Below are 13,617 nucleotides of genomic sequence, written 5' to 3' on the forward strand. Positions count from 1 at the left end.
GTGGTTTGTGTTTTGTAAGGTCAACTAGATAGGACAAACAAACCGTTTAATATTGTATGTAAAAAACTGGTTAAAATAGCTCGGTAAAGGCATAAAAAAAAGCTAAAACTTTCGTTTTAACTTTTTTTTAAGAGTGACCTCTACCATACAAATTTCAAACCATTTTATGCAGGATTTAAAGAAGCTAGCCTGTTTTTAATAGAAATATATAGGATAAGTTTTAAAGTATATTGAAAACTGGGTTTAATGTCTTGTTGAGGTTAAAATGTTAAAAATTAAAAATTATTTCCAAATGGACTGTGGCTTCGTTTCAAAGGGAGTCGATGGGATTACAATCGAACACCTAATTTCAGTTTTAATGTTTATTTAAGGTTTTGATAAACAGAGTATTATTCCTTTGTTTTATTAGGGGTGTCGCATATGATTTAATTTTTAAATTGTTTTCAATAATATTAATAAGGGTGTTTTTTTTAGAATTTTTACAAGAAAGAGTCATTTAAAAATGAAAAATATAACTTTAATAATAGCTGAAAGTGTTCGACGGTCGAACACTTTTTTGGGTTGTTATTTTGGATTAGTAATAAAATATATTATCAAGAAATAATATACTGATTTATTATTTTCATAGACTTAAAGTTTATATGAATACTTCTTCGTTTATCTTTTTCTAAATAAAAAAATGAGGCCTAAAGCCTCATTTTCTACTACAACAAATTAAAAAAATCTAAAATTCCCATCTTACAAATGCCTCCATAGCCGCATAATGAGCCATACCTAATTGATTGTATAATTGAGCAGTTTCTGCATTTCTGTCTTCGGCTCTTTGCCAGAATTCCCTTGAATCAGTTCCCTGAAATACCACACCATCTTTTTGAGATTGGTGTTTGAAAATTCCATGTCTTTTGGTTAAAACCTGATCAGGACTCATGGGTACAGCCATTTCAATTTCGTCAATTCCCCATTCTTGCCATGCTCCTCGGTACAACCAAACCCAGCAGTCTTTCATAAAATCCTTAGATTTTAGATTTTTTACCGCTTCAAAAATAGCATCCAGACATACTTTGTGCGTTCCGTGTGGATCGGCTAAATCTCCAGCAGCATAGATTTGATGTGGTTTTACTTTTTCAATTAAGTCCATAGTAATTTGAATATCTTCTTTTCCGATAGGTTTCTTCTCAATAGTTCCTGTTTCATAGAAAGGAAGTTCCATAAAATAGATTTGGGCATCAGGCAATCCCACAAAATGACTTGTAGCACGTGCTTCTCCTTTTCTAATCAATCCTTTAATATAACGAACTTCAGGAATATCAATTTCACTCGCTTTTTTATTCTTAAGGAAAGTAGTTGCTTTTTTATAGATGTCTTCGGCTTCACTATTTTTAATTCCAAATTTCTCATTATAATCCACTACAAAGCTGGCAAAACGTAAGGCTTCATCATCGGCAACAGCTATATTTCCTGAAGTTTGATAAGCCACATGCACTTCATGTCCTTGCTCTTGCAAACGCATAAAAGTTCCTCCCATACTGATGATATCATCATCTGGATGTGGGCTAAAAAGCAACACTCTTTTTCTTGCTGGTTCTGCTCTTTCTGGACGATTAGTATCATCTGCATTTGGTTTTCCACCTGGCCAACCTGTAATGGTATTTTGCAGTTTATTAAAAATGGCGATATTGATGTCGTAAGCAGGGCCTGAATCGGCTAATAAATCGCTCATTCCGTTTTCAATATAATCAGCATCGGTAAGCATTAAAATTGGCTTTTTCAAATCCAACGCTAATCCTAAAACTGCTTTTCGGATTAATTTATCAGTCCACACAATTTTTTCTACTAACCAAGGTTTGTTGATTCTAGTTAGTTTTGAAGAAGCTTCTTTATCTAATACAAATACTGCATTGTTATGCTCTTGCAAAAAAGAAGCAGGAATTTGATTGGTAACTTCTCCTTCAACCGATTTTTGAATGATGTTTGATTTTCCTTCACCCCAAGCCATTAAGATTACTTGTTTGGCTTCCATTATTTTTTTTACTCCTAAGGTAATAGCTGTTCTTGGAGTATTACTTAATCCTGAGAAATCGCCACTTGCAGCCACTCTGGTAATGTGATCCAGCGCAACTAATCTGGTTTTAGAGTTTTGCAAAGAACCCGATTCGTTAAATCCGATGTGACCGTTTCCTCCAATTCCAAGTATTTGCAAATCAATGCCTCCCAAAGCTTCAATCTTAACTTCATAATCGGCGCAGTAATCCGCAATGGCTTCTTTAGACAAAGTTCCGTCAGGAATATGATAATTTTCGGGTAAAATATCTACTTGATCCAATAATAATTCTTTCATAAAGCGAACATAGCTATTGATGGAATCAGGTTGCATGGGATAATATTCATCCAAATTGAATGTAATTACATTCTTAAAACTCAGTCCTTCTTCTTTGTGAAGACGAACTAATTCAGCATACAATCCTTTTGGCGAAGATCCTGTTGCAAGACCTAATATGCAGGATTCATTATTTTCTTGTTTTAATTTGATAAGTGCTGCGATTTCCTGTGCCACAGCTTTAGAAGCTTCAGTTGAATTTTCGAAAACTACAGTATTAATATTTTCAAATCGTTTTTCAAATCCTGTCGCTTTGTCTATTGTACTTTTCATTGTTTTTTATTTTATAATCTTTACTCTTAATTTGAATTATTTTCTTGACCAGCTTCTGTATTTATGTCCTTTGAAGGCATAAAAAATGATCATTAAGTAGGTGGGTACTAATATTAAATAAGCTATTTGATTCCCACTTTTTGCTGTTGTAGCTACGCCATTTGCAACGTTAGCTGTATTAATAGTTTCTACTATGGAACCATAAACCAAAGGGAAAATCGCTCCTCCAATGATTCCCATTATCAATATAGCACTGGCAATTTTAGTATATCCACCTAAATCCTGTAAAGCCATAGGCCAAATGGCTGGCCAACATAGCGCATTAGAAAGCCCCATAAGCGCCACTAAAATAATTACTAAGGGTAATGTTGGAACTCCAGGCAATTGAACTGTTATAGTTCGAGAAATAGTTACAATTAAAAGTACCAGAATCAAACCTAAAATACCAGAGGCTTTTAGTGCCTGAACCTGAGAAACATATTTTGGAATAAGTGTAATTCCTAAAATGTATCCCACAACCATAGCAGTCATAGTAAATGAAGTTAGTTTCAAATAAAAATTACCATCAGTACCGTAAACGCCTAATTGTTTTCCAAATCCACCAATGGAATCTCCTGCTAAAACTTCGGCAGAGAGGTACAGCATTAAAGTAATAACTCCTAAAACCAATTGTGGAAAACGGAATGCATGTAATATTTGTTTTAAAATACTCATGTGAGCCACATTTCCATCTTTGTCCAAATCGATTTCCGGTAGTGGAGAATATTTTACTAATAAAGCCAGAATAAGGATGATAACACCCATATATATGTATGGAGTTTGTAATTGAAGCGCTAGTGTATCCAAAGCTGCTGATTTGGCAACACTGTCAAGAGTTGCAATTTTTTCGGCAGTGTAATCCTGCATATTTGATAATACTAAAGCAGTTAATACAATAGGAGCTATAAAGCCAGCTAATTTATTTGCAATTCCTAAGACACTAATTCTGGCAGCGGCACTTTCTCGCGGTCCAATTACAACTACATAAGGATTTGCAGCAGTTTGCAAAATAGCCAAACCTGTTCCCATAATAAAAAGTGCTATTAAGAATAAGTAGAAGGTACGGCTCTCAGCAGCTGGATAAAACATAAAAGCTCCAAAAGCAATAGTAATTAAACCAAAGGAAATTCCATTTTTGTAGCCTATATTTTCAATTACCTTAGAAGAAGGAATAGCCATAACAAAATAGGCGATGTAAAAAGCAAATGTCACAAAATAAGCCTGTGAGGATGTAAGTTCACAAGCCAATTCAAAGAATGGAATTAGCGGTCCATTCAACCAGGTTACGAATCCCAATATAAAAAACAAGCTGGTTAAAATAACCATTGGAATTAATGCACTTTGTTGATTCAAATCTATTGTTGATTCAATTTTTGACATAGTTTTTAAATAAAGTAGTTTTTAAAAGGAGCGAAGTATTGCAATTATTCGTTAGATGGTTTTCCAATTGTTGCTAGTATTCCTCCATCAACATAAACAATGTGTCCATTTACAAAATCACTTGCTTTAGAACTTAAGAAAATAGCAGCACCTTGTAAATCGTCTGGATCTCCCCAACGACCAGCTGGAGTTCTGCTCACAATAAATTCATTAAACGGATGTCCGTCTACTCTAATTGGAGCGGTTTGACTTGTAGCAAAGTAACCCGGACCAATTCCGTTGGTTTGAATATTGAATTTAGCCCATTCAGTAGCCATATTTTTTGTTAGCATTTTCAAACCACCTTTTGCAGCAGCATAAGCGCTTACAGAATCTCTACCTAATTCACTCATCATAGAACAGATGTTGATGATTTTTCCACCGCCACGTTGAATCATTCCTTTGGCAACATTTTTAGAAACAATAAACGGACTAATTAAATCTACGTTTATTACTGCTGCAAAATCTTCAACCTCCATTTCGATAATTGGAGTTCTTTTAATAATTCCAGCGTTGTTTATTAAAATATCAATAGATGCAACTTCTGTTTCTATTTTTTTTATAGCCTCAATTACAGCTTTTTCATCGCATACATTAAATACATAGCCATAAGCTTCAATTCCTACCGATTGGTATTCGGCAACTGCTTTGTCAATAGCTTCTTGCGAAAGATCGTTTACTACAATTTTAGCTCCGGCATGACCTAAGCCTTTAGCCATCGCCATTCCTAAACCATGAACTCCTCCAGTAATTAATGCTGTTTTTCCAGATAAATCAAATAAGTTAATCGACATTTTATTAATTGTTTTAGTTAATATTTATATGTTTTTTTAACGAAAGTGCTATAGTCTAATCATCTTAGCGTATCGTTTTTTATGTATCCAATATTCTTTGTTGCTTTAGTTTGATATTGCGAAGTTATATTTGAATGACGAAATCGTATTTCAATATTTACCATTAAACTTTCAAATTTGAGTAAATGTGCTGTTTTATGGTTGAAATCGTATGTTTAAGTGTTTGAATTAGAGTCATTTAGTGCTTTTGTGCTTGATTTTTTGATTAGTCTCTACGGAATTGTAAAAATGAAATCCTGTTAAACAAAAAGGCGACTAAATCTGGGAAGATTTAATCGCCTTTTTAATAAAGTCGAAATGAGTTTTACTTCATTTATTTCTTTTTTACTGCCGTTATTTTACAGTTACAATCAAAGGATTTTTGATGGATTGATTAAAATCATTCAAATAATCAAACCATTTTTTAGAATTGGTGATTTTTCCAGCTTTATCCCAGGCTGCTCCAGCATAGTAAACGATAGATTCGTTGTTTTTAACGGTGGTTTTAGCTAATAGTTGTTGTTTGTTAACTAACATATTAGTAACAGGAGTTGTTAATATTGCACCAACACCAGTGGTACCATCTTTTTCAAAAGTAGGTTCCCAATAGCCTACTATACCTAATTGTTCGTTTAATAAAATATTTCCAGCTTCTGGTCTTTTGATAATACCAACAACTACTGGCATTGGTTTATTCCCATCAAAAGTAAATTGATTTTCAATACGATTAAGCTGAGAACCTGCATCAATTGATATGGTTTTAGTAGCCTTAACTTGTATGCCACCAGCATTCCAAGTATCATACATTAATTGAAAAGTAGAACGCAATGGGCCGTTATCTAATACTTTCCAATGATGGTAATTTCCTGAGTAACGAATAGTATCATTGATGTAAGGTGCCATGTTTCCGGCTCCTAATGTATAACCTACATGATAATAATCTAATCCATCGCCATGATCTACATGATAATCTGCTAGTTTATAACGTTCGTTAAGAATCATTCTATCAGTTCGTTTTACCCATACATCAAATCCATAGGCATCGCCTTCAGTTTTTTCTAAAGCTTTTCCGTAAGCACGGAAAGCAATTTTATCATTTTCCCAAGCAAAATCATCTAATCTTTCGGGTACATAACGAGCGTAAGTTTTGGTAACAACTGCTGTTGCTTTTCCTTTTTGAATTGAAAGTAAAAGTGTTGATTTTGCTTTGACATCAACTTGTACTAATAAGTTTTGGATTGATGCATTACCCAGATATTCTAATTGAAAAGGAACTTGTTTTTTTGTTACCGAATTAACTACGATAAAAGCAGTTGTATCTATTTGAGGGAATTGGGATATAATAGCATCCCATTTTATAGCCACAACGGCTTCTTTTCTATCTAAATCTGAATTGTTTAGGATGGAAACTGTTGCTTTTGTTTGTGCAAAAATAGGGAAGGAGCACATAAGTGTGAATCCCAAAAATAAATTGACGAATTTCATGAGTGAATATTTTTATTGAGTTATGATATTAAAAATTAATGTTTTTGTTTTCTTTCTGTTGTTTTAAATTATGATGAAGATTCTTTTGCATTATCTATTTTGTTCAAATATTCGCTTGGCATACAGCCATAATGCTGTTTAAATGCCGTTGAAAAGTAAGAAGGCGAGTTAAAACCACACATATAAGTAACCTGAGCAATGGTGTAACGTTTGCTTTGCATCAGTTCTACTGCTTTTTTAAAACGTATTCTCTTTATGAAATCCATTGCCGATTCACCAGTAATTGCCTTCAATTTCAGATAAAGGTTGGAGCGACTCATTCCTATTTGTCTGCTAAATACATCTACAGTAAATTCAGAATCGGCTAGATGTTCTTCAACAATAGCAATGGCTTCTTTTAGGAATTCTTCATCAAGTGTATTAAAAGCAATGTTTTCGGGTACCATTTCTTGCGTAGCCGAATAATATTCTTTCAGGCGTTTACGAGAGCGCAATAGATTGGCTACTTTTACAGCTAATAACTGCGTTGAAAAGGGTTTTGTAATATAATCATCAGCTCCCATTTCTAGTCCTTTTATTTGCTGACTGGTTTCTGTTTTGGCTGTTAAAAGCATAAAAGGAATATGGGATGTATTGATGTTTTGCTTCACCCGTTTGCAAAAATGCAGTCCATCGAGTTCTGGCATCATTACATCACTAATAATGATATCAAATGGTTGAACTTCCAGCAAATCCAAAGCCATTTGACCATCATAAGCCACTGTTACGTCATACATTTTGCAGAAATAATCCTGTAAATACGCTAGAATTTCTTTATTATCATCAACAATAAGTAGTTTAATAGCTTGTACTCCCTCGGTAATTTCATTGATCAATTCTTCATTTTCTTCTAAGAGCAAATTGTTTTCAATAATGTTCTCGTTTTCAGAAATTATAGATGACTCTTGAATATCATTTTCTACATGAACATCATTGTTATAAATTTCATCTGCAATAGGTAAGCTTACGGTAAAAATACTTCCTTCTTCTTTTGTACTTTCAACAGTAATTTCACCATGATGCAGTTCGACCAATCGTTTGGTAAAAGCTAATCCTACACCAGACCCCAAATTCATTTCTTTATTGTTTACCTGATAAAAACGATCAAAGACTTTAGCTAAATCCTCTTCGCTAATCCCTATTCCGGTATCGGAAACTTTGATTAAAATTTTATCTTCTTTTTTCAATAATTCGATACTCACATTATGTCCTGCTTCAGTGTATTTAAAGGCATTTGATAAAAGATTAAATAATATTTTTTCCATTGCATCTTTATCGAAATAAATGGAAAGTGCCTTTTCAGAAGAATAGTTTGTAAAGTGAATTTGTTTTTTTTCTGAAAGTGGTTTGAAGGATTCAAATATTTCATGAATAAAACGTACCATATCACTTTTACTCACTTTAAGTTGCTGTGTTCCCATTTCTGTCTTTCTAAACTCAAATAATTGGTCAACCAAATTGTAGAGTCTTTTAGCATTCAGAAACATCAGTTCGTGTTTTTTCTTGGTGGCTTTATCCGTAAACGGTAATTTCAATAATTCTTCTAAAGGTGCTAAAATAAGCGTTAACGGAGTTCGAAGTTCGTGCGAAACATTAGTAAAAAAATCCATTTTGACCTGATTAATTTCACGGACTCTTTCTTTATCAATTCGTTCTAATTTTAATTGTTGCAATGCTTTAATACGTTCGGTAATCATTCGAAAACCAACGTAAGATGCTGTGCCAATAACAATTAATACTAAAAAAATAAACCAATTGGCTTTATACCATGGTGGTAGAATTTTAATGTCTAAATTTCTAATGGCGCTCATTTCGCCATTAGGTCCCATAGCTTTAATTTGCAACTCGTATTTTCCTATAGGCAGATTGCTGTAACTAATTTTTAGTTGGTCCGTACGTTGCCAATCTTTATCAATTCCATTTAATTTATAATAGTATTGTGTCCGATTAGACGATATGTAATTAAACGTATTAAAAAAGATACTGAATTGTTTGTATTCATGTCCAATTTTGATGCTTTTAGCCTGATCAATGTGTTCTTGCAGAATGTTAGTTTCGTCATTGACAGCAACGGTTTTATTTAAAACTTCCAGCGCTGTGAAACTCAATTTTAAAGGAAGTGCCTGCTGTTTTACCATTGATGGATAGAAATAGGAGAGTCCTTTGATTCCTCCAAAAAGGAGCATGCCATCTTTGGCTTTATAAAAGGAATATTCGTTAAATTGTTTGTTTTGTAAACCATCACTTTCGTCAAAGGTTTGTACCGTCCCTTTGTCTGGGTTGAATTTTATCAAGCCTCTGTTGGTCGAAATCCATAGATTTTCATCATCATCTGGAATTATACCGTAAATCGTTTCTTTTACAAAATCTATTGCGGCTGTAAAGCTTTTAAAAGATTCCTGAGCTTCATCATACAGGCGCAATCCTTCTCTGGTTCCAATCCAGATTCGATGTTTTTTATCTTCGGTAATGCAATTGATAATATCATCACTTAATTTTCCGTGTCCCAGATCTCCAAATAGAATATTGTCAGGATAGAACAATGTAACTCCATTGGTAGTTCCAATCCAAATTCGATGTTTACTATCTTCGAAAAGATAGGTAATATCATCTGAAGAAGGGCGTTTTCCTGCTTTGTCTAAATGGAAATGCGTGAAAGATTTGGTTTCAGGATGAAACTGATCCAATCCGGATCGTGTACCCACCCATATACGGTTTTTGGAATCTTTTAAGATGCTATAAACCAGGTTTCCAGCTATGGAACTGGGATTGTTTTCATCGTGAAGAAAACGCTGTACATTACCACTGTTAGGATTTAGCAAATTTAATCCCCCATTATGAGTACCAATCAATACATTTCCGTTACTATCAAAAGCAATGGCTTTGATATTGTTTGAACTTAAGCTATTTGGATTATTTTCATTATTCGAATAATAACTAATAGTATTGGTATTTTTATTCCAGTAATTTAGTCCTTTATCATTACTTCCAATCCAGAAATTACCTTTCGCATCCTGTTTGATTACACCAATGACTTCATCATTTAAAGATGGTTTTCCTGAATTCTGACTAAGTAGATTAAACTTGATATCATTTTTATGGTAATAGTTAAGCCCACCATAATAAGTTCCTAACCAAATACCATTTTGTTTGTCTCTAAAGAAACAGCGCACCGAATTTTGACTTATGGTATATGGCTGCGCTATTTGGTGGTAATAGTTAGTAAAAGAATTGTTTTTTAAATCGTAAATGGAAAGCCCTTTAAAAGTCCCAATCCAGATATTCCCTTCTGTATCTTTCCCTACACATCTAACATTGTTATCCACTAGACTATTTGCAGTAGTGCTGTGTAGTAGTGAACTATTTTTTCCGTTTTCAGCATTGTATTGAATTAGACCATAACCCTCTGTTGCAATCCACATTATTTTACCTTGGATAAAAACATCGTTGATATAAGGTTTTTTTGCTCCTAGATTAAATTTGATTAATTGATGGGTATTTGGTTTTAATTTAAAAAGGCCAACATCGGTACCTAAAATAATTTGCTGTTGCCAAAGTCCGATATAAGCAATTTTCTTAATTTCATGAGAAGAAACATTGAATTTGACTGCGCTAAAATTTCCTTTTTTCGGATTAAGTACAAATACTTCGCCTGTGATAGATGTGGCCCAAATTTGATGATTATTGTCTTCTGTAATAGAGGAAATATACCATTCACCTAAAGTACGAGGCAGTTTGTAGTTTATAAAACTATCCGTATCATAATTATAAACGCTGATTCCCTGATTTCCACCTATCCATAATTGACCATTATGATCGGTAAATAAACTTCGGATATAATAGGATTGCAGACTGTTTTTAACATTTTGTAAGGGACGATATACCTTAAAACCTTTACTGTCATAACGATTTAGACCATCCTGAGTTCCAATCCAAATGAAACCAAGAGCATCTTGTTGAATTGCAAAGACAGAACTTTGTGAAAGCCCTTTATCCACCGAAATATTCCTAAACTGTTTATTACCATTTTGAGCAGTAGCCGTACTCATAGGAAGTAATAAAAAAAGTAACATACCGAAAATGGTATATAAAATTACTTTATGTTTAGCCCAGTGTTTCATTTTGTTAATATTGATTGTAATTGTTGTATTATACAACTACAATATAGTTATTATTGTGCCTTTTTACTTCTTTTGAACATTAAAAACTTAAAAAAGCAGTTATATTCTTGAGAAGTAAAACTAATGATATCTTTTTTGAATGGGTTTAGATTTTAATTAAAAATATTTAGATTTTGTTTAAACTTTCATTAATAACTTTTGTATTCGCATTTTTAATTTTTTAGCAGAAAATAATATTCGTTACATTCATTTTTTATCTGTAACCATCATTGGATAGCGGTCTATCGATTCCTGAAAACCATTCGAACTATTTACTAAAATGGTACTTAGTGAAAATTTACGTCCTTTTGCTTTTGAAGCACCATTAGATGGACCATACAACAAATATTCACCGGTTTTTTTATTTTCTATTTCCAATCTCGCCGGCTGATCTAAGTTCAGTTGTGCATTTATCATATAATTGCCTATAGCGATATTCCCTTTGTCATCTGGCTGTATGTTTGTAAATGATAACCCATTGCTTTCATCGATTTGTATTACGGCAAAGTAGCGCATCTGTTTTGATTTTTCGACGTTTTCAACCTTATAATGAAATTGTTGTTTGTCAAATTTTTTGGCAGGTCTTCCTCTTTGTGGATTAAGCCAATCAAATGGTTTTACAAAAGAACTATCGACCAATTTTTTAGCCGTTGGCAAGCTACTAAAAACATTTACCAAAGCATCACCATTATCGGTATTAGCAATTAATGATTTATCATTGGGATTTAATGTCATATTTGCTCTTTGCAAACCATTCAGTTGGAAAGTCCAGTTTACAGGCTTTTGCGCTTCCAGTTCGTCATAGACTACCACAATATTGGGGCGTAAAAGAGCTACATGTCGACGAAATTTACTCACTTTAGGATCGTCCTCATCGTTAATGATAAATCCATTTTTAGATTCGTAACTATTAGCGTTTTTCAGCACTGTAATCCAGTTGATTATAGTTGAATCCATTTTTTTATAAGCGTTTGAAGCATCACCCATTACATAGGTTATGTTTTCTCCGTCTAGATATCGGGGCAACCATCCGTAATCTTTTTGACTATAGCCTTGTGTCATTCCGTCAACAGTAATCGTGTTTCTGGCTCTGCTGTGTTTTTGTGCTAACAGATAATGTTTATCTTGTGTAGTGATTCGGTAGCCAGTTGGGTAAAACAAAGGTTTACCTTTATAAATAATATTGAAACTATTTTGCTCGGCTAAAGCATGCGAACCCACTCCAAATGGCGAACTGTAAAAAGAAAGAAATAAATTCTTTTTGGCATTCAGTACATCAGTATTCATAACTGCAATACCACTTTCAGGAAAGACAGCCGATTGTGGAATTGTTTTCCAATCTAATTGCATTATTTTTTTGGGCTGGTGTTGTAGGCGATAATCAGAAAAACCACTTCCATTAAACTGATAAATGCTGTCTAAAGATTGATTGGAAATTTTATAGGCGTAATTAATTGAAAAAGGATTGTTTAGCTCCTGCCCAAGAATATAGGCAAATCCGGTTCGTAATTTGTTTAATTGCTCCCATTCATCACTTCCGTCAGCAAAACCGTCACCTGCTGATTTGATAGGAATAGTGTAGGCCAGGGCATTGGCACAATTTAAGTACCAGGGATGGCTAAAAGTATTTACGTTAAATAAATCTCTAAATAAAATAAAATTACTAACCATTGATTCCATACTCACATGAAGGTATCCCATATTCCCATTAGGCCAAACACCATCAGAAGCAAAACCTCCTGCCGGAGAACGGGAAAGCCAGATATTATATAACATATCAAACCATATTTTTGCTTCCGGAGTATGGTCTTTCATGACCATTGATGTTACAAACACGTTATGGAATATATGTTGAAAAAAATGTTCCCCTACGATACCATCAGCTGAGCCTATATTTTCTTTTAAAGCTTCTCCCATTATCAATTTTGCCACAGGAATGATAAAATTTTCATATTGTTTTTTATCAGCCAAATTAATTTTATCATAAGCGATATCATAAGTCATAGCTAAAGTTGACATTGATTTAGAAGCAGAGAAATCGGCCATTTCGTACATCTCTACACCATTTAAAGAAGCTATGTATCTGGTAAACGTAAGTGCTTTATCCAAATATTTTTCATTGTGTGTAATATCATAAGCCATCAATAGGTTTTCTATATCACTACACATTCCTTCTATTTCGTAACGCAAACGAAATTTCAAAATTTGGTCTCGCTCTTGTTTTGATGCTGTAGCTGGTATTTCTTCTCCTTTAACTTTATAGGTTACTATATTTTTTCCCAGAGCAGCATTAGCTTTGCTTTTATATTGAGCTATTAAATTACTTTGGTCAGCTGTTGGAGAATTTATTTTCAAGGGCTTGAAAATACGTGGATGTTGCGAGGGAATTAGTTTTAATGCAACATTTTCTTTTGGGGATTCAAATTTTGGTATGTTTGGTAAAATATCAATTTCAAATGTTTGTGACCATTGTTTACCAGCTACTCTATAACGCCAATACCAGGTTCCGGGTGCCAAGGCTTTATGATTATTATAAAAAGGCATTCGTAAACCATTTGCATTAATTATAGTCTTGAAAAATTTTTTATCCTGCCCCAATTGAAAATCATAACGCAGGTATTCCTCTAATTTTTTTTTACTGGGTGTTTCAGGAAAAGTTTTTGGATATTCATAATCGGCCATTGGCCAGGTAAATATTGGAGGATTAGCAATCAACGTATGTCCTTTTACAGGATACGGAAATTCTCTGTTGCCTTGTTGTCGAATAGCGTTTAAGCTGATGTTTTTAATACCGTTACCGTTGTCAGATTCGTTATTACTAATTTTATAAGCCTCTGAAAACTGATAAAACCCTTTAAAAATTTCTTTTACTGTAGATTGTGCAAAAACATTCTGTACCAATAGAAATAGAGGAGCTAATAAGAGGAGTTTAATGAAGACCTTATGCGCTGATGGATAATTTAATTTGAACATTGTTTTATACGGTTAGGTT

At 33.5% G+C, this 13,617-nt stretch carries 6 protein-coding genes; all 6 read right to left on the reverse strand.

Annotation, left to right across the window (positions count from 1 at the left end; genetic code table 11):
* Nucleotides 1-724: 724 nt before the first annotated feature.
* The 6 genes from nagB to AC4FRF_RS06175 all read right to left on the reverse strand — a co-directional run bounded on the left by nagB (nucleotide 725) and on the right by AC4FRF_RS06175 (nucleotide 13,598).
* Nucleotides 725-2,650, reverse strand: coding sequence for a glucosamine-6-phosphate deaminase (nagB, locus tag AC4FRF_RS06150; protein ID WP_491158612.1), 1,926 nt, complete (start codon nucleotides 2,648-2,650; stop codon nucleotides 725-727).
* 36 nt (nucleotides 2,651-2,686) lie between these two features.
* Nucleotides 2,687-4,069: a sugar MFS transporter gene (locus tag AC4FRF_RS06155; RefSeq protein ID WP_491158613.1), complete on the reverse strand. Its 1,383-nt coding sequence runs from the start codon at nucleotides 4,067-4,069 to the stop codon at nucleotides 2,687-2,689.
* 44 nt (nucleotides 4,070-4,113) lie between these two features.
* Nucleotides 4,114-4,902 carry a gluconate 5-dehydrogenase gene (locus tag AC4FRF_RS06160; RefSeq protein ID WP_491158614.1) on the reverse strand — a complete coding sequence of 263 codons (789 nt, stop codon included), beginning with the start codon at nucleotides 4,900-4,902 and terminating at the stop codon, nucleotides 4,114-4,116.
* A 393-nt stretch (nucleotides 4,903-5,295) separates the two neighbouring features.
* Nucleotides 5,296-6,426, reverse strand: a complete 1,131-nt coding sequence (locus AC4FRF_RS06165) for a BT3233 family polysaccharide utilization protein (RefSeq protein WP_491158615.1) — start codon at nucleotides 6,424-6,426, stop codon at nucleotides 5,296-5,298.
* Between the two features lie 68 nt (nucleotides 6,427-6,494).
* Nucleotides 6,495-10,586 carry a hybrid sensor histidine kinase/response regulator transcription factor gene (locus AC4FRF_RS06170; protein WP_491158616.1) on the reverse strand — a complete coding sequence of 1,364 codons (4,092 nt, stop codon included), beginning with the start codon at nucleotides 10,584-10,586 and terminating at the stop codon, nucleotides 6,495-6,497.
* A gap of 246 nt (nucleotides 10,587-10,832) precedes the next feature.
* Nucleotides 10,833-13,598, reverse strand: a complete 2,766-nt coding sequence (locus AC4FRF_RS06175; protein WP_491158617.1) for a DUF4962 domain-containing protein — start codon at nucleotides 13,596-13,598, stop codon at nucleotides 10,833-10,835.
* Nucleotides 13,599-13,617: the final 19 nt, after the last annotated feature.

The organism is Flavobacterium sp. ST-158 (assembly GCF_058309975.1).